The sequence below is a fragment of the Mastigocladopsis repens PCC 10914 genome (genome assembly GCF_000315565.1).
GTDB classification, from domain to species: Bacteria; Cyanobacteriota; Cyanobacteriia; order Cyanobacteriales; family Nostocaceae; genus Mastigocladopsis; species Mastigocladopsis repens.
Map to the genome: position 1 here is coordinate 5,835,587 of NZ_JH992901.1, position 18,288 is coordinate 5,853,874.

Consider the following 18,288-nt stretch of genomic DNA (forward strand, 5'->3'; position numbering starts at 1 on the left):
TGATTCTTAATCTTTATCAAGTTATAACTCGATATATTAAGCTCTCAATAACACTTGTGTCAGCCTCTACATTCAGACCGGAAGCCATACCAGAATTGTGTATCCTGAAAACAGCTAGGCTAATGTTCAATGGAGGTCTAATGACTCCTAAGGTTATGCGTCAGCTTTGGTCTGTGGTCGAAACCACACAAGCTAAAACGCTGTTGCAGCTCGATGATGCTAGCTTGGTACATTGGTTGGTAAAACAAATCAAAAACCAAGCTTTGCTAGATTGCCATGAAACTGATTTCCTCAGTGACTACATAAAATCCCGGCTGACACTTATCCGTGATCTTGCCCAAGAACGTCAGTATTCCTGAAAGTCAAAACTCAAAAGTAATAACTAATGACGAATGACTAACGACTGGGCAAATAACCCTCTACCAAACAGTCAGAACCAACTACGCGGATCTCCACACGTTCCAAGGATAGAGCCTCAGTCATGGTGGTAAAACCTAAGTCACCCACAGGTGTGGGAGCATGAACACCACCAATGATTTTAGGAGCAATAAAGGCAAGAACTTTTTGCACCGCTCCTTGGGCGATCGCATTGGCAGCTAAAAGACCACCACACTCCCACAATACGCTGCAAAAACCCTGCTCGTATAAGTACCCCATCACTTGATCTGGTGTGAGTGGTGTTAACTCCACCACTTCCACAGAATGCTTCCGCAACAGTTCTTGGAAATCGGTGTTAGCTCCTTTTTCTGTCAAAACCACAGTGGGAGCCTCTGCGGTTTGCCATAGGTGAGCCTTTTGAGGTAAGTTGAGACTGCGGCTCATCACTACCCGTAGGGGATTATGTGCTCCTTGGCGATGACTCGTTAAATAAGGATTATCTTGTCTGACTGTATTTCCACCAACAATGACCGCATCACAAGCTGCTCGTAGTTGATGAACTTCGCTACGGGCATCTTGATTTGTCACCCAAGTACTATGACCAGTCGTCGTGGCAATTTTGCCATCTAAAGTCATGGCATATTTCAAAATGCCAAGAGGTCGATGATGGAGAATGCGATGGATAAAGCCTTCATTTAACTTCTTGCAGGCTTCTTCTTCCACACCCACCACAACTTCTATCCCTGCGCCTCGCAAACGGGCGATACCACCACCAGCTACGAGTGGATTGGGGTCAACCATCCCCACCACCACCTTAGCGATCCCAGCGGCTATCAACGCTTCTGAACAAGGGGGAGTGCGTCCGTAGTGATTGCAAGGTTCCAGGCTAACATAAATGCTTGCTCCACGAGCGCGTTCACCTGCTGCCTGTAGGGCAAAAACTTCTGCATGCGGCTCGCCTGCACGCGGATGAAACCCCTCCCCAACAATCTCTCCATCTTTAACAATCACCGCCCCCACCATCGGATTTGGGGAGGTGTATCCCAAGGCGCGGCGGGCGAGTTCCAAACACCGTTGCATCATAGCTCGATCAAACTCGGTTCCTGTTTGCTTCGGGTTTGAATCATCCTGAAATCCTGACTCCACGACGGAAGCATCCGGTTGAGCGACCACTGGCGAATTATCCATAATTCTTAGCCACAGAGTGAATATTTTGTACGCTAGCTGCACAAGACTGTTTCAAATTAAACCAGCCTCTGTGATGATTGCGATTTCACATAACTCTAGCTTGAATCCATATTGCCAGAGGATGCCTAGATTCCAGAAAAATTTAGGAGTGAGGGTCAACTATATGACTCCTCACTCCTCACTCCTTTGGTGGGGGTTTAAGCCCCAGCTTATCCACACTCCGCACTCGGTACTCGGTTAGAGTATTTTGAATTGTTCATGACTGTTCCGCTAATTTTAGCCGCCGCCACCAACGATTTAGAGGAAAATAAACCACTGGTGCCCAGAGGCTAGTGAGAATAGCAGAGGCAAGAGCCACCTTTTGGAAATATACCCAAATATCTGCCACATTGCGATCGCCCATTAAACTCAATTGCGATGCAAAAACAGTCTCTGACAAGACTGCCATAGCAAACACAATTAAGGCAATAGAAATAAAGTCTTCTTGTATGAAACGCTGCTTCTGTATCATACCAGTCAGACCCCCCACCACCCCCAAACTTAAAGCATGAGTAGGGTCAGGTGATGTCATAGCATCTTGAAGGAGACCCAAAACAGCACCTGCCAATGCGCCTTCAAAAGCTGTACGCTTGACACTCCAAGCAACCACCCAAATCAACAGCCAGTTCGGTCCAATACCCAATAATTCCATCCCGGGGAAGCGGATGAGCAGCATCAGTAAGCATAGCATTACTGACCCAACCGTTACCGCCCAATCCGTCAGTAGACGTAAGCGTGGATGCCAACGAGAAAGGGGGCTGATTTGAATTTTGGATCTTCTCCTTGGCGATTTTGGCTTTTTCTGCTTGTTACCCTGTAATTCAGGAATCCTCATTGTTTAATTAGATGTTTCTAACTGTTGATTTGCAGAACCGATATTTTCTGACTGCGGGTTTTCTGGCTTGGGATAGACCGTCACCCAATCTAAAGAGCGTATTGGCGGAAAAAGTTCCACTTTCGCTACTGATGCTGGAAGTTTCTTCAAATCCAGCGACTTCACCCGTCCTACAGCCAATCCTGAGGGAAACTTCTGACTGTAGGTAGATGTAGCAACAAAGTCCCCTGGTTTCACATTTGGGACTTTTTCATAAAACTCCAGGACTGCTTCAGCAGAGGAATCTCCCCGCAAAACACCCTTTGCCCCTGTACGACTCACTGTTACACCCACTTGACTTTTAAGGTCACTAATTAATAGCACGCGGCTGGTATTAGGAGTCACACTTTCCACCAAACCTACTAATCCACCATCAGCCTTAACGACATAACCTTCCTGGATCCCTGCAAGGCTTCCACGATTGAGAGTCACTTGTTGCCACCAGTTGTCAGCACTCCGTGCCATGACTCGCGCTGGAATTGGGCGCGATGAGAGAGGTTCTTTCTCCACATAGCCCAATAACTCTTTTAACTTTTTATTTTGGCTTTCCAGTTCTACAAGCTGGGTTTGCAGTTCTAAAAACCGGGCATCCCTAAGGCGTTCTTCTTGAACTGGTGGTGTTTGTAACATCTGGATTGGACGCGTAACACCCTGGTATATCTCAAGCAGAATAGCACCTTGAGTCTGTCTAAGTACCCAGGCACTCCCAACGACTAAGCCTAGCAACCCTATTTGTAATCCTCTACGCTCCCACCAGCGACGTGCCGTAAACATAAAAAACCTTTTCTAGCCGTAATATTACTTAAGATATTGGATTCTATACAGAACCCAATATCTGAATCTTGCTGAGTTTGCTACATATTGCGAGAACGTCCGCTGAAAACTCTTTCCAGCTGTTTGAAATTTTCTAAAACACGACCTGTTCCCAGTACAACACAGCATAATGGGTCAGCAGCAACGTGTGTCACAATTCCCGTTTCATGACTAATCAGTGTATCCAACCCTTTAAGCAGGGCACCTCCACCAGCTAGCATAATTCCTCGGTCAATAATGTCTGCTGCTAACTCTGGAGGGATGCGTTCCAAAGTCCGCTTCACCGCTTCGATAATCACCAACAAAGGTTCCGACATACTTTCACGAATTTCTGGTCCTTTGATTGTGACAGTTCGTGGTAAACCAGAAAGCAGGTGCAAGCCTCGGACTTCCATCATTGCATCATCATCATCATGAGTGGGATATGCCGAGCCAATACGAATCTTGATATCCTCAGCAGTACGTTCCCCTATTACCAAGTTATGAACTTTTTTCATATACTGCATGATCGCTTCAGTCAGTTCATCTCCTGCAATACGTACTGATTCAGAAAGCACTGTCCCTTGGAGACTCAGTACAGCAACTTCTGTTGTGCCACCACCGATATCAATTATCATATTGCCCGTTGGTTCAGCTACAGGTAATCCTGCCCCAATTGCTGCTGCCACAGGCTCATCAATTAAGTAAACTTCTCTTGCCCCAGCTTGAGAAGCCGCATCCATGACAGCTCTTCTCTCTACTCCTGTTACCCCACTGGGAATACCAATGACAATTCTAGGTAATACGAGTGATTTGCCCTCATTTACTCTCTGGATAAAGCTTTTGAGCATAAGCTCGGCTGTATCGAAGTCAGCGATTACACCATCGCGCAAGGGGCGCAGCGCAACCACATTCCCAGGTGTCCGACCGAGCATTTTTTTAGCCTCTTCTCCAACGGCTAGCGCGACCTTTTCGTTTTGGTCAATCGCTACCACTGAAGGTTCTTGCAGAACAATGCCTTTACCTGATACGTAAACGAGGGTGTTAGCGGTACCAAGGTCGATACCCATATCCCGCGATAAGGAAAACTTACTAAAAAGGCCCACGCGTCTCTACGCCCCCTAATTCGATACTTTTTGACGACTACCGTAAGTTAGAATTGTGCTGGATTCTATTACGTTTTTTGACTTGAGTCTAGTAAAGTAGATTATGTTTTCATATATTTTTTTTATAAACTTTAACCAGCTTTAACCAGTCTCAAGCTTCTACTGTTTTATATTCTCCAGCTGTGGAACTGTATCCGTATGGTTTTGGAGTTTCTACAGAGTCATTTTTATCATTTGTCTCAGTAATTATAATTGTTTTTTATTTAACACTCTGCTAATAACCTATCAATTCGCTATTATGTATATTCACAAGCAATAAGTACACTTGTACTACAAGGAATGCACATGAGCATAAATATTGTCACCCTCATCGGTCGTGTAGGAACTGACCCGGATATGAAGTATTTCGAGTCTGGTAGCGTTAAGTGTAAATTGACACTAGCTGTTAATCGGCGCACAAGAGACGGCGACCATACTGATTGGTTCAATCTCGAATTGTGGGGAAAAACAGCACAGGTGGCGGGTGATTACGTGCGTAAAGGTAAACAAATTGCTGTCAAAGGTTCCTTAAAATTTGACACTTGGAGCGATCGCACCACAGGAGCAAATCGCTCCACACCTGTCATCATAGTCGATCAATTGCAATTATTGGGTTCTAAACGGGAAGCTGAAGATGCAGACGTAGATATGAACCCTGATAATTTCTAAATTTGGTAGTGGATAGTGGGTCGTTGTTGGTTATTCTTTACCACTAACCCTATGGCTGACGCCACGCCATACGGCGAACGGGTATGCCTGCGGCACGTCTGCGACGTTAGCGGAAGCTCCTCCGCAGGAGGCACACCAGTTACCTGCGGCAGGGTTACCCTCCCGCAGTACTGGTTCACCACTACCCACTCACTAATAACTAATTTGCAAAGTCACTGTAGCTTCCACCTGTTGCTCACCACCAACAATGGGGGTAGAAGCATCTTGTGTTGCTTGCTTGGCATTCTCAGCACGCAAAAAGGGTTGTGGTGGCGGTGGAGGCGCACTCGCACCATTCACTTCAATGCTAACCACTTCTTTAGGCTGGAAACCCAAAGCACTAAAAACAGCTTGGGCTTGCTGTTGAGCATCCTGGGTGGCTTCTTTGAGTGCTTGTTGTCTTCCTTGTGCGATCGCTTCATCGCTAGCGACAAAACTAATGCCACTGATTTGAGTCGCACCAGCTTTGACGGCTTCATCTAACAGAGTACCAGCGCGCTCAGTGGAAATACGAAAACTCACAATATTAGCAGCAGCATATCCTGTGATACGCTGCACGTTATTGGTGTAACTATAAATTGGGTTAAGAGTAATGCCAGTGGTTTGTAACTTTTCCACATTACGGCTCTTGAGTAAAGCTACCACAGCCTCGGATCTACGAGCAGCTTCTTGTTGTACCTCCTGTGCTGTTTTCCCCTGAACCTCTACCCCCAAACTGACTTGAGATAGAGTTGTAGGAATTGTCTCCATTCCACGACCACTGACACTCAGGGTACGCAACATCCTCTGTTTCTGTTGTGCCAAAACTGGTTCGGTAAAACTAACATACACAAGCAAGGCTAAAAATAGAATTTTCCAAAAGTTCCCAGTATTTAACTGAGAACCAGACATAGCATCTGTATTCATTACACATTCACTCCTCTAAAAATTAATGTCTGGGGATGAAGTAAGTCGTGGGAAGTAAAGAGTGGTTAGCTGTAAACAACTAACCACCCATTGCTAACAACACACAACACACAACACAACACTCAATCCCTAGGCGTTCCTGAAGACGCAGCTAACAGTGCGTCCATACAGGAGATATGTTTTTACTTTGACACGACTATAGTCGAAAGTCAGAGCAGTTACATTTTTAGAAACTAAAAAAATAGCCTTTGGTTCACCGTTGACTATTCATTGTTCACTATCAACAGTCAACTGTTAACTGTAAACAATTAGAGGAGAATATTTGTGGCATACTGGCTGCTGAAAACAGAACCAGAAGAGTATTCCTACTGCGATTTAGAACGGGATGGTAGTACAGTTTGGAATGGAGTTAGCAATGCGTTGGCTCTCAAACATCTGCGGACGATGGAAATTGGTGACTTGGCGCTCATTTATCACACAGGCAAAGAACGGCGAGTGATAGGTGTAGCAAAAGTAGTTAGTCAACCTTACCCTGACCCAAAATTCGATGATGCCAAACGAGTCGTTGTCCAGGTGCAAGCCTTACGAAGAGTCCCTCAGCCACTCACCCTGACCCAAATTAAGCAGGACGGAAATTTTGAAGGTTTTGACTTACTGCGCCTTTCCAGACTATCGGTAGTGCCAGTATCAGAGTCTCATTGGCAACACCTGCTCCAATTAACAGGCGACATGAATTAATTTATCAATGCTTTCTGTAGCGCATCTATAGATAGTTGCTTTCAACAAACTTGTAAATTAAAGGGAAGGGTTTTCCAAAATAACCAATGCACTTAGATCACATAACCTTCTCATTACCTTTGTTGGCAACTGCAACAGAAACCGCAGATAGTTCACTAGTACTGGCAGCCGTACTGCTCAGCATAGTAGTCGTTTACCTCGCCAGCAAAATTGGTGGGGAATTATTAAGCCGTTTTGGTTTACCGCCAGTTTTGGGAGAACTGGTAGGTGGTGTAGTGGTAGGCATCTCTGTCCTACATCTGTTGGTGTTTCCAGAAGGAGGGGCAGATAGTTCTAGCTCTTTGGTCATGACCTTCCTGCAAAGCACTGCTGGTCTAACTCCAGACGCCGCTGATGCTGTGTTTAAAGCACAGTCTGAAGTCGTTTCCGTATTAGCAGAACTAGGTGTCATCATTCTGCTGTTTGAAATTGGTTTGGAATCAAACATAAAAGACTTGATGGCGGTAGGTGTCCAAGCGCTTGTGGTCGCAGTGGTCGGGGTGGTGGTACCTTTTACTGCTGGTACAGTAGGGTTGATGACTTTGTTTAGCATTCCAGCTGTACCAGCAATTTTTGCAGGTGCAGCGCTGACTGCTACGAGTATTGGTATCACTTCCAAGGTGTTGTCGGAACTGGGACGACTCAATTCAAAAGAAGGGCAAATTATTTTAGGTGCTGCTGTTATTGACGATGTACTGGGAATTATCGTTTTGGCGGTGGTAGCAAGTCTTGCAAAAGAAGGCTCAGTAGATGTAAGCAAAGTCATTTATTTGATTATTAGCGCCTGTAGTTTCCTGTTGGGCGCAATTGTGCTAGGAAGTATTTTCAGTAAGACCTTTGTCGCAATTGCTAAACAGCTAAAAACTCGTGGTGGATTAGTGATACCAGCATTCATCTTTGCTTTTGTGATGGCATACTTTGCTGCTGCCATCCAATTAGAAGCCATTTTAGGTTCTTTTGCCGCTGGTTTGGTCTTAGACGAAACGGATGAGCGTGTAGAACTGCAAAAGCAAGTTATCCCAATTGCCGATATGCTGGTGCCGATTTTTTTTGTAACTGTTGGCGCAAAAACTGATTTAGGAGTTTTAAACCCAGCCATTCCTAGCAACCGGGAAGGTCTAACGATGGCAATTTTCCTGATTGTCGTCGCCATCCTTGGTAAAGTCGTCACTGGCTTTAGTGTGTTTGGTCAACCTCAACTCAACCGTTTGGCAATTGGTGTCGGAATGATTCCCAGGGGCGAGGTCGGATTGGTATTTCTTGGTATCGGCTCCTCTATAGGTATTCTCTCGAAACCTTTGGAGGCAGCAATTATCATGATGGTCATCCTGACAACATTTTTAGCGCCTCCCCTTTTGCGGTTTGTCTTTCCAGAACCAAAAACGGGAGATATAGCAACAGAGGAACTGATTTTAGATGATTCTCCAGGAAAACCATTGGTGATGGAATCACCAAATTCTCAGGAAACGAAATAAAAATCTAAGTACAGACGCATTATTGACAGCGTCTGTACTCCAGACCTGTTCTGAGTTTTCAGCCATTGCCACTATGAATACTTTGAAACATTGCTATAGCAATCCTAAATGATTTATGAAAAATCTTAAGTATTGTAGGGTGGGCAGTGCTTACCGTATTTTGCTGACTACATCCGGGTTTTGCGTTCGCACTGCCCACCTTACGTGTCGTTCAAAAATCAAATAGGAGTCCTATATTACTGATGGAAACTTTTATCTCCAAATCTTCGTCTCGTAAAATTAAAAATTTTAGGAGTTTTCTGTAAACACGACCAACAGTGAGAATGTTATTTTTGTTTTATCTTCCTCCTCGCTCGTCCATCCAACCTTGGATATTTCTCTAGCAATTAAACAGTTGCACCCATAAGTCAATACCACAACAGTAAACAGTCGCAGCAAAGTTATCAATTGGTGCATTATTGGTGCGTTAACTACCAGAAATCAAATAATACAAAAAATTCCTTTTCGAATCGAGTGACGCTGGCTGGAATTGACTAATGCTTGGAAATTTTAGATTTTAGATTGAGGAAGATTGGTGAAAATCCAAAAAATCTGGCAACTAACAAATCAACACAATCATCCACAATCTAAAAATCTATATCCAATATCTAAAATGCCATAACGGCATGGAAAATCATTAGGGGCGTGCTAGAATTTGACGCCACTATTTCATTTAGGTTCTTAATAAGGATTAATACAGAACAACATCTACTCCTAATGGTAAAACCTTAATAGGTATTAGGTAAATGAGACGTCCTATCAGCCGAATTGGATTGTATCCAAAAGATAACCGATATAACTGTGTCTTTATTAGAGCAGAAAACGATACTGATGGTACCGAAGCCAAGATGTAGGCGGTGATAGTGTGAGGATTTACCGAAACTTTGACCAAAAAAGAACTCAGAACTCAGAACTCAGAATTCATTCTAAATTCTGTGCGACTGGTTGGAGAGTTGAAGTAACTAGCCTTCCGTTCGCCAAGTGTGCGCGTACGCCTAGCAGCACCGTAGACTTAGCGCTTACAGCACTGGTCTGGTCGCTTGCAGGACTTCTGTGCGGTATACACCCTGGAGAAAAGAAAAGTTCTATGGCTAACGCCACGCTATCGTTACTCAAATCCCCCAGTATGTACCGTGGGTTCATTCTAAGTTCTACGTTCTGTATTCTGTGTTCTTCTCAAATCTTGACGGCTCTTATGAACAGGAGAAAACACTGTGAAAACCCACTGGTTACTACCTGGTACTTTTGTAACCACTACTCTGTTGATGCTATCGTCGCCAGCTCAAGCAGCGAAATTGCAATCTTGGCGTTTTGATGCCAAGCAAAACCGATTGGAAATCAATACCGAAGGTCCTGTTCAACCCCAGGCGCAACTCGTCTTCAACCCCACGCGGTTAGTTATTGATTTGCCAGGAACTAATTTTGGACGTCCGCAGTTAACGCAGTCAATAGGCGGTGCTATTCGTTCTGTTCGTGTCGGTCAGTTTGACCCACAAACAGCTCGTATAGTAGTCGAACTCAGTCCAGGTTATACCCTCGACCCAAAGCAAGTGAAATTTGAAGGGAAAACTGCCAGTCGCTGGACGGTACAATTACCAACACCACAAGCTGAGGGAGTCGCCTCCTCGCCCCCATCTCCCAGCCCAAAAGCCCCAAGCCCAAAAAGTGAAGAAGTCATCATCTCGCCGCAAAAAAATGTTTACAACGTGGTGACAATAGATTCTGAAACGGAGAAAAAACCTGAGTTCTCCAAAGGTGTTGTCGTCGCAGAAGGAACAATTCAAGTTGAGAGCCTACAAGTCACAGGGGATGGTTTCTTTGTCCGCAGCAATGGAGGGAATCCTCGGACTCACATTATTCGCAGCCGCGATCGCAAAACCATCTTCATGGACATTTCTGGTGCCACTTTGTCACCTAATTTTGGTGATCGCGACATATCTGTAAATAGGCATGGTGTCAACCGTGTTGAAATGACTCAACTCCAAAAGACACCACCTGCTGTCCGGATGACGCTACGGGTAGACAAAGATACTCCTGACTGGCGCATAAGCACAAGCAGTTCTGGTGTTTCTAGCGGTTTGGTCGTTCTACCTAATCGTTATGCGGGTAACTTGCCCAAAAATAATTATTCCGACACCTCATCAGACAATTCTTCCAAGCCTGTTGTGGAAGTACCAACACGTAACTCAATCTCTACAATTGAGTCTGTGGAACTACCTGCGACTGGTACACAACTACTCATTAGAGCAGACCAACGTCTATCTCCTACTAGCACTGGTTGGGATAGGGCTTCTGGTCTGTACCGCATCACTATTCCCAATGCTAAGTTGGCTTCTGCTGTCAAAGGTCCAAATTTTGATGCTAGTAGCCCTGTTCTGCGGGTACGCTTACAACAACAAGACTCTCGTACTGTTGTCATCTATGTCCAACCAGCAGCAGGCGTACGAATTGGGCAAGCCAACCAATTGAGCGGTCAGCTTTTGTCTTTGGAATTACAGCGTACTCGTTCAATGACACCCCCAATTGCTTTACCTACCTTACCACGACCAAACCCGCAACCTTTGCCATCAAGAACGATAACAAGCAATCCCCCAGCCCGGAATCCTCGCGCTCCTAAAGGACGAGTCGTCATCGTCGTTGACCCTGGACATGGCGGTAAAGATTCTGGAGCGCTTGGTATTGGGGGAATTCAAGAGAAAAATATTATTTTGCCTATTGGTAAAAGGGTGGCAGAGATTTTGCAGCAAAATGGCGTTCAAGCAGTGCTAACCCGCGATTCTGATTATTTCGTTACCCTTCAAGGACGGGTGGACATAGCAGATCGCGTCAATGCGGATGTCTTTGTCAGTGTCCATGCTAACTCAGCGGGTGCTGATCGTCCGGAGGTGAGTGGTTTAGAAACTTACTATTATGACAGCGGTCTGAGCCTAGCTCGCATCGTTCATAACAACATTCTTAGAAGTGTCAATGTGAGAGACCGTGGCGTACGTAAAGCCAGATTCTACGTCCTTAGAAAAAGTTCTATGCCCTCAATTTTAGTGGAGGCAGGCTATCTTACTGGTCGAGAGGACGCTGCTAAACTATCAAACCGACTGTATCAAAATCAAATGGCAGATGCGATCGCTCGTGGTGTCCTCCAGTACTTAAAGCAAAAATAAAACAATTTAGATGCCTGACGACTATTTGCTGCAGGCTTGGTGATACTCCTTTACCGGAACTTAGGTTCCGGTATTTATTTTTGACCTCATTTCTAGAGGGTGTAGGGAAATACTTTGACTTGAGGTTGTCTTCGATGATTATCCCTATACGGGAGCCAAGCATTGCGTCCCTAGCTTGCTACACACTGATACCTGAAGGCTAGCTTGCCTGTAAACTATTCTTTTTATTAAAGATTAAGTATAATTTTTGACAAAAAAACTTTGTCTGTTGATTTCAGTTGCCTTGCGTCCTATATTCTACTCCGTACAATATACTCCCTTTACCACAATAGTGAACACCTTCTAAGATATCTAGGAATCACACATTAATATAGAGTTCTGAAGGAGTTCAGTAGAAATGACCAAGATAGACTGCTCTATTATTTCTATATTGGTGTCATCTAATGCTTTGCAAACTGCATTTTTTATGCCATAAAAGCATACAAAAATGAAAAGACCATGCTACATTTGAGCGCTATTGACATCTTTATACGAGTTAACAACGTTTTTGCAGCTAAGGTTTGAGCGGTGACTGTGTGAGGATTTACCACAACTTTGACATCTTAACGTCTCTCATGAATATGAATCAGGAGAAAACACTGTGAAAATCAACTGGTTATTACCTGGTACTGTTGCAACTGCCACTATCTTCATGTTAATGTCGCCAGCTCAAGCAGCGAAACTGCAATCTTGGCGGTTTGATGCCAATCAAAACCGATTAGAAATCAACACTGATGGTCCTGTTCAACCCCAGGCGCAACTCATCTTCAACCCCACGCGATTGGTTATTGATTTGCCAGGAACTGACCATGGACGTCCGCAGTTGATTCAACCAGTAGGTGGTGCAATTCGTACTGTCCGTGTCGGTCAGTTTGACGGACAAACAACTCGTATAGTCATCGAACTCACTCCGGGTTATACCCTCGACCCAAAGCAAGTGAAATTTGAAGGGAGAACTGCCAGTCGCTGGATGGTACAACTACCAACACCACAAGTGCAACAAGCCACTCCATCTTCTCTCAATGTTTATAGTGTGGTAAGACCTGACTCCATAGCTAGTAAAGACACAGTTGTCAATACTATTGAAGGGTCAACTCAAAAAGAAACACTGGTCAGCAATGCTGAAGGGTTGACTCAAATTGAGAGCCTACGCGTTACAGGTGATGGTTTCTTTGTCCGCACCAATGGCAGGAATCCTCGAATTCAGATATTTCGTAGCAGTGACAAGAGCGCTATTAACATCGATCTGTTGGGTGCAGATCTGTCACCTCGTTTATTGCAGCAGAATGTGTCGGTCAATAGGTATGGTGTGAAACGGGTTGAATTTACTCAACTAAAAACAACACCACCTGGTGTTCGCATGACGCTGTGGGTAGATAAAAATAGCCCGGACTGGCGAGCAACTACGAGCAGCTTTGGCGGTTTGGTGATTCTGCCTAATGGTGATACGAGGAAGTTGTCCAGAGATGATAATGATAATGGTTCACTTCCTAACTCAGACATAGCTGGGAGTGTAAACCCCCGAAACCTCAACCCAACTTCACCAGCCAGCAACTCACCATCTACAATTCAGTCTATAGAATTGACTGTTTCCGGTACACAACTGCTGATTAAAGGCGATCAACCTCTATCTGGTAATGGTGGTTGGGATAGGTCTTCTGGTATGTTCCGCATCACCATTCCCAATGCTAAGTTGGCTGCTGCAGTCAGAGGTCCAAATTTTGATGCTAGTAGTCCTGTCCTCCGCGTACGCTTACAACAACAAGACCCCCGTACTGTTGTCGTCTACGTCCAACCAGCAGCAGGAGTGCGAATTGGGCAACTTAACCAACTGACTGGTCAGCTTTTGTCTTTGGAATTACAACGCTCGTTTTCTCCGTTAACTCCCCGCGTTGGTTTACCTCCCTTACCACGACCAAACCCACGACCATTACCGTCAGGACCAATGACAAACTATCCCCTGCCTCTACCGCAACCACAGATGCGTTCTCCGGTGCCTAATGGACAAGTTGTCGTCATGATTGACCCCGGACACGGCGGGAAAGACTCTGGCGCTCCTGGTTTGGGTGGACTGCTGGAAAAAGATGTCGTTCTGCCCATTAGTACAAGAATAGCAGCGATATTACAGCAACAGGGCGTACAGGTGATGTTAACGCGCAATGCTGACTATTTCGTGGAACTTCAGGGACGGGTAGATATGGCAGAACGAGCAAATGCTAGTTTGTTTGTCAGCATTCACGCTAATTCTGTTGATGGTCGCCGTGACGTCAACGGGTTGGAAACTTATTTTTATGACAGCGGTTTAGGTCTGGCTCGTGTCGTCCACAGTACTATTCTCCAAAGTATCCCTACCCTCAAAGACCGAGGAGTACGCAAAGCAAGATTCTACGTTCTCAGAAAAAGTTCAATGCCCTCGATTTTAGTAGAGACAGGTTATATGAGTGGTCAGGAGGATAACCCTAGGCTGGGAAGTCCAGAATACCAAAACCGAATGGCAGAGGCAATTGCTAATGGTATACTTCTGTACCTACGGCAAAGATAAAGTAGAGAGTGGGTGTGTGGTAGTAGTTAGTAGAAGAATTAACCACTAACAACTACCAGCTGACAACTAACCACTAATGACTAACAAATAATCACTCTTAGCTAGCAACTAACAACTAACTACTAACAACTACCAAATTAACGATATCTGCCTGTGTTTCCTTCTTCTATTTTTGAAAGCGATCTTTACGATTTTTCTGAAGCCCCCCAACGTGCCCCAATTGGCATTTTTGACAGCGGTGTGGGTGGCTTAACAGTACTGCGCCAACTCTATCGCCTACTCCCCAATGAATCAATTATTTACTTTGGGGATACAGCTCGACTTCCGTATGGTATTCGCTCACAAGCAGAAATTCTACAGTATGTGCGTGAAATCCTTATCTGGATGCAACAGCAGCACGTAAAAATGGTCATCATGGCTTGCAACACCAGTTCAGCCCTGGCGCTGGAGGCGGTACGTGAGGAATTCTCTCTACCAATTCTCGGTATTATCTTGCCTGGGGCAAGAGCAGCAGTTAACAGTGGCAAGCGTATTGGTGTGATTGCCACTCCTGCAACTGCTAAGAGCAATGCCTATCGCCATGCTATTGTGGAAATAAATCCCGATGTCCAAGTTTGGCAAGTGAGCTGTCCAGAGTTTGTGCCACTTATTGAGCAGAGCCGCATTCATGACCCCTACACCCTACAGGTGGCACGCTCATATCTGGAACCATTGTTACAACAGGAAATAGATGCTTTAGTCTATGGCTGTACTCACTATCCTCACCTTGCACCCGTACTGCGATCGCTTCTCCCCTCCTATGTAAAGCTAGTTGATCCGGCAGAATATGTTGTTGCTGCTTGTGCCCAAGATTTAGACATCTTGGGCTTGAGAAATACCCATCCACCTATGCCAACTCGCTTCGCCGTCAGTGGTTGTCCACAACAATTTGCCCAATCCTCTGTACAGTGGCTGGGGTATCATCCAACTGTTGAGGCAGTGCAGTTGATAAACACCCCAGTTTCTAGTCATTAGTCATTGGTGATTAGTAAAAGTCTTTTTACTAATCACCAATGACTAATAACTCTTAACTAGTGAAGGCTTGTTGCTTCCGTAATCTTCGGCGTTACTGTAACTTCCTGCTTGTGCTTTCCTTGAGAAACCAAAGAAACACTTGTAGGAGCCGTTTTTTTTCCGGTTCTCTTTGCTAGTGCTAGTAATAGGTAAACTGCTAACAAATAACCAGAAGCTAATATAAAAATCATCATAGGCATCTTTCCGTAAATCATTTTTTCTACCAGCACCCCTGTCTAAGGAATATAAAATCGAATAAACGAATAAAATTAACAGAATCACAGCTACATAAATCCATTCTTAGTAGCTGTTTCTTTTCGTTACAAAAGTTTCGGTAGAGTTCTCACTCTCTCCGAGCACCTCGTTTGTATTCTTTTTTTGCAGACTATACCTATAACAGCAGTCAAATTACTAAACAGCAACTCTAAACTACTGATTCAGCAGTCTCCCCAGTCTGCATTTTTACGCAAACACTTTACCTTGTACTACAAGGTCTGCGCTTTTACTGCGCTAAATTAAGTGCAGCATTTTCCCTTGCGGGTAGCGCATAGTTCTAACCTTAGAGTTTCGCATATCGAGACTCAGACCAATGAAGTAACTCCTTTGGTCGCAGCCCACGATGCTCTATTCAGACTTACAACACCAGAAGTAAAAAACACCTAATTGTGATTTTTTTCTGGGGGTGAATATCTCAAAAATTTCAAATCCCTTGATTTTAGCGTAACACAACGACCCTGACTTTTCAGCCAATTTTTCTGCTAAATTTGAAATTTTCTACTGTAAGTTATACAAGACTGAGCTTAATTTTTCTTTAAGGGAAAATAAGTAAAGTGTAATAGGAGATAAGTAAGAGGTAGGGGACTTTCCATTAATTGGTTATCACTTTTACCTAAAGAGGTGAGCGCAAAAAATAAAGATTTTGTTAAAAATATGGATTTAATCTACTTTACAGGAGTTCTTGACTCATTAGGCAAAAGTATTTAAAGTATCATTTACAATAGAAAATATACGGTTAAATCCATCAGTATCTTTTTTCTATGATCATGAGAAAATGAAAAGTTGTGTCAAAGTTTTGTTGACTCTACTAACAGAGTAGGGGAAGTAGGGGAGGCAGTGTCGTGCCCAAAGTTGTCTGTACGCGGAGCGGCTTGCCCTTTGGGCAATCAAAACTATGTCCTAAGCCCTTGGGGCAGCTTCCGCCTTTGGCGCTCAGCGCCTCCGTAGCAGGCACGGGGAGTTACCCGCGAGCCTGTAAGTAGCGTGCGACTGACGTAGAGTAGGGAGAGAAAACGAATGATTAATGACTCATGAAAACTTTGCGCTAGCACAGGGTTATCCTAAAATAATTATAGGATATGTAAACTTTCGTAAATAAAGCCAGAGTCTGCCCATCCATGACCCCAGCCACCTCCCTTTTTTCCCCAGTGGAAGCCGACCTGCAAACACTAGCTGACAACTTGAAACAGCTAGTGGGAAAAGGTCATCCAATCCTTTGTGCAGCAGCCGAACACCTATTTGGAGCTGGGGGAAAGCGCATAAGACCGGCAATTGTCCTCCTCATCTCGCGGGCGACAATGCTCGAACAAGACATTACACCCCGTCACCGACGCTTAGCTGAGATTACGGAAATGATTCACACAGCAAGCTTGGTGCATGACGATGTGGTGGACGAATCTCAGATGCGGCGCGGCGTTCCCACAGTTCACAGTTTGTTTGGCAACAGAATAGCGATATTAGCAGGAGATTTTCTGTTTGCTCAATCATCGTGGTATTTAGCAAACTTAGACAATTTGGAGGTGGTGAAACTGCTGTCGGAGGTGATTATGGATCTGGCGTCGGGCGAGATTCAGCAGGGATTAAGCCGCTTTGATAGTAGCATCTCGATTGAGACTTACCTTAAGAAAAGCTATTACAAAACAGCGTCGTTAATTGCCAACAGTTCAAAAGCAGCTGGTTTACTCAGTGAAGTTTCCCAAGAAACAGCCGAACATCTGTATAGCTATGGGCGTCATCTTGGTTTAGCATTCCAGATTGTAGACGATATTTTAGATTTCACAAGTTCGATAGATACCTTAGGTAAGCCAGCGGGATCGGATTTAAAAAGCGGTAATCTGACTGCGCCAGTTTTATTTGCATTAGAAGAGAAACCTTACTTGGAAGTTCTGATAGAAAGAGAGTTTGCCCAGGAAGGAGACTTAGAGCAAGCTCTATGCTTGATAGATGATAGTCAAGGTATTCAGCGGGCAAAAGAGTTAGCCGAAGATCATGCCAAACAAGCCGTTGACCATCTTTCGGTTCTCCCTCCGTCTGAATCTCGCCAAGCCTTGATTAAGATTGCTGATTACGTCCTAAGTAGACCTTTTTAGAGACTGGTTATTTGTTAGTGATTAGTAAAAATTTTGACTAGCCCTTCGGGTATGCGCGGAGCGCACGCCCAAAGGGCGAACGCCAGTTGCTCATGGAGGAAACCCCCAAAACCGTACTGGCTCACTACTACCCACTACCAAATAACAATTCAGGCAATATCCGGAGGAATTTGTCTTTTTGGTCGGTTTTGCTGCAACTGTTGTTGAATTAAGTGTTGCAGGTCAGATCGTCGGACTTCGACTGAGTCGGTGTTAATGCCAGGAGTTTCAAAAAAAACTATACTATCTACGGGTTCCATTGCTACCAGTTGGAACAAAATGTGAGTAACAGGGATGGGTGCAGCTATCAATTGAGGGTCAAGCCCAGCAGATGATCTGACTGGGACATCCTGTATTGTAGGAAAAGCATAAATTACGCGCTTTTCCAACTGTGGATTTGCGCGATTGCTCAATGTAGTCAAAACCCAGCCCTCTTCCATGTTTTGGAGAATATAGTACTGGGAATGACGTAATTCTACCGCGATCGCGCTAAGGACAGGAGCGATTGCTGTGACAAGTTGCGGTATAACACCATCTTGGGGTGCATTCTTAATCAGCAATTGAATTTGTGCTTGTAAATCCATAATGACCTGTAAACTGATGACTGGGTAGTGGTAATAACATCTATCAAGAGCGAACAATCAAACGAAATTCGGGAATAATAAATTCAGCCTAATCTTAAACTCATTATTTAGACTCGTTTGACTTGTACGCATCCTCAACCCAATACCCTCAGTCTTACAAGTGATACATAAGTATGTTACGGTCTT

General features: G+C 44.5%; 17 protein-coding genes. 8 read left to right on the plus strand and 9 right to left on the minus strand.

The genetic code is table 11. The features are described 5' to 3' along the window. Positions 1 to 140: 140 nt before the first annotated feature. Positions 141 to 359: a hypothetical protein gene (locus MAS10914_RS0127925; RefSeq protein ID WP_017319249.1), complete on the plus strand. Its 219-nt coding sequence runs from the start codon at positions 141 to 143 to the stop codon at positions 357 to 359. Between the two features lie 37 nt (positions 360 to 396). Here the strand turns inward: MAS10914_RS0127925 and ribD are convergent, their stop codons facing one another. The 4 genes from ribD to MAS10914_RS0127945 form a co-directional block, all read right to left on the minus strand. After that, positions 397 to 1,566, minus strand: coding sequence for a bifunctional diaminohydroxyphosphoribosylaminopyrimidine deaminase/5-amino-6-(5-phosphoribosylamino)uracil reductase RibD (ribD, locus tag MAS10914_RS0127930; protein WP_017319250.1), 1,170 nt, complete (start codon positions 1,564 to 1,566; stop codon positions 397 to 399). 256 nt (positions 1,567 to 1,822) lie between these two features. Then, positions 1,823 to 2,440 carry a rod shape-determining protein MreD gene (gene mreD, locus MAS10914_RS0127935; protein WP_026082873.1) on the minus strand — a complete coding sequence of 206 codons (618 nt, stop codon included), beginning with the start codon at positions 2,438 to 2,440 and terminating at the stop codon, positions 1,823 to 1,825. A gap of 3 nt (positions 2,441 to 2,443) precedes the next feature. Continuing rightward, the gene (gene mreC, locus MAS10914_RS0127940; RefSeq protein ID WP_017319252.1) at positions 2,444 to 3,253 is read right to left on the minus strand and encodes a rod shape-determining protein MreC; all 810 of its coding nucleotides are present in this window, start codon (positions 3,251 to 3,253) and stop codon (positions 2,444 to 2,446) included. Between the two features lie 80 nt (positions 3,254 to 3,333). After that, the gene (locus MAS10914_RS0127945) at positions 3,334 to 4,341 is read right to left on the minus strand and encodes a rod shape-determining protein (RefSeq protein ID WP_017319253.1); all 1,008 of its coding nucleotides are present in this window, start codon (positions 4,339 to 4,341) and stop codon (positions 3,334 to 3,336) included. A 381-nt stretch (positions 4,342 to 4,722) separates the two neighbouring features. On the opposite strand from MAS10914_RS0127945, the gene MAS10914_RS0127950 reads away from it, so the two are divergent. Beyond that, complete coding sequence (locus MAS10914_RS0127950) at positions 4,723 to 5,085, plus strand: single-stranded DNA-binding protein (protein WP_017319254.1); 363 nt, start codon at positions 4,723 to 4,725, stop codon at positions 5,083 to 5,085. Positions 5,086 to 5,277: 192 nt separating this feature from the next. Here MAS10914_RS0127950 and MAS10914_RS0127955 read toward each other — a convergent pair whose 3' ends face one another. Beyond that, complete coding sequence (locus tag MAS10914_RS0127955) at positions 5,278 to 6,030, minus strand: SIMPL domain-containing protein (RefSeq protein ID WP_017319255.1); 753 nt, start codon at positions 6,028 to 6,030, stop codon at positions 5,278 to 5,280. Positions 6,031 to 6,354: 324 nt separating this feature from the next. Between MAS10914_RS0127955 and MAS10914_RS0127960 the strand changes: the two genes are divergently transcribed. Both MAS10914_RS0127960 and MAS10914_RS0127965 read left to right on the plus strand, forming a co-directional pair. After that, the gene (locus tag MAS10914_RS0127960) at positions 6,355 to 6,768 is read left to right on the plus strand and encodes an EVE domain-containing protein (protein ID WP_017319256.1); all 414 of its coding nucleotides are present in this window, start codon (positions 6,355 to 6,357) and stop codon (positions 6,766 to 6,768) included. A gap of 86 nt (positions 6,769 to 6,854) precedes the next feature. Then, the gene (locus tag MAS10914_RS0127965; RefSeq protein WP_017319257.1) at positions 6,855 to 8,282 is read left to right on the plus strand and encodes a cation:proton antiporter; all 1,428 of its coding nucleotides are present in this window, start codon (positions 6,855 to 6,857) and stop codon (positions 8,280 to 8,282) included. Between the two features lie 960 nt (positions 8,283 to 9,242). On the opposite strand, the gene MAS10914_RS34750 is transcribed toward MAS10914_RS0127965, so the two are convergent. Next, positions 9,243 to 9,464 (minus strand): hypothetical protein, encoded by a 222-nt coding sequence (locus MAS10914_RS34750; protein ID WP_156818256.1) that lies wholly within the window; start codon positions 9,462 to 9,464, stop codon positions 9,243 to 9,245. 71 nt (positions 9,465 to 9,535) lie between these two features. Here MAS10914_RS34750 and MAS10914_RS0127970 point away from each other — a divergent pair, with 71 nt between their 5' ends. The 3 genes from MAS10914_RS0127970 to murI all read left to right on the plus strand — a co-directional run bounded on the left by MAS10914_RS0127970 (position 9,536) and on the right by murI (position 15,074). Beyond that, positions 9,536 to 11,479 carry an N-acetylmuramoyl-L-alanine amidase gene (locus tag MAS10914_RS0127970; protein ID WP_017319258.1) on the plus strand — a complete coding sequence of 648 codons (1,944 nt, stop codon included), beginning with the start codon at positions 9,536 to 9,538 and terminating at the stop codon, positions 11,477 to 11,479. 640 nt (positions 11,480 to 12,119) lie between these two features. Further along, on the plus strand, positions 12,120 to 14,060 hold the full coding sequence (locus MAS10914_RS0127975; RefSeq protein ID WP_017319259.1) for an N-acetylmuramoyl-L-alanine amidase: 1,941 nt from the start codon (positions 12,120 to 12,122) through the stop codon (positions 14,058 to 14,060). Positions 14,061 to 14,213: 153 nt separating this feature from the next. Continuing rightward, a complete protein-coding gene (gene murI / locus MAS10914_RS0127980; RefSeq protein ID WP_017319260.1) occupies positions 14,214 to 15,074 on the plus strand; it encodes a glutamate racemase in 861 nt (286 codons plus the stop codon). A gap of 56 nt (positions 15,075 to 15,130) precedes the next feature. On the opposite strand, the gene MAS10914_RS0127985 is transcribed toward murI, so the two are convergent. Both MAS10914_RS0127985 and MAS10914_RS36030 read right to left on the minus strand, forming a co-directional pair. Further along, a complete protein-coding gene (locus MAS10914_RS0127985) occupies positions 15,131 to 15,328 on the minus strand; it encodes a hypothetical protein (RefSeq protein ID WP_017319261.1) in 198 nt (65 codons plus the stop codon). A 954-nt stretch (positions 15,329 to 16,282) separates the two neighbouring features. Further along, on the minus strand, positions 16,283 to 16,441 hold the full coding sequence (locus MAS10914_RS36030; protein ID WP_232224250.1) for a hypothetical protein: 159 nt from the start codon (positions 16,439 to 16,441) through the stop codon (positions 16,283 to 16,285). A 66-nt stretch (positions 16,442 to 16,507) separates the two neighbouring features. On the opposite strand from MAS10914_RS36030, the gene sds reads away from it, so the two are divergent. After that, a complete protein-coding gene (gene sds / locus MAS10914_RS0127990) occupies positions 16,508 to 17,479 on the plus strand; it encodes a solanesyl diphosphate synthase (RefSeq protein WP_017319262.1) in 972 nt (323 codons plus the stop codon). A gap of 149 nt (positions 17,480 to 17,628) precedes the next feature. Here the strand turns inward: sds and MAS10914_RS0127995 are convergent, their stop codons facing one another. Continuing rightward, a complete protein-coding gene (locus MAS10914_RS0127995; RefSeq protein WP_017319263.1) occupies positions 17,629 to 18,102 on the minus strand; it encodes a hypothetical protein in 474 nt (157 codons plus the stop codon). Positions 18,103 to 18,288: the final 186 nt, after the last annotated feature.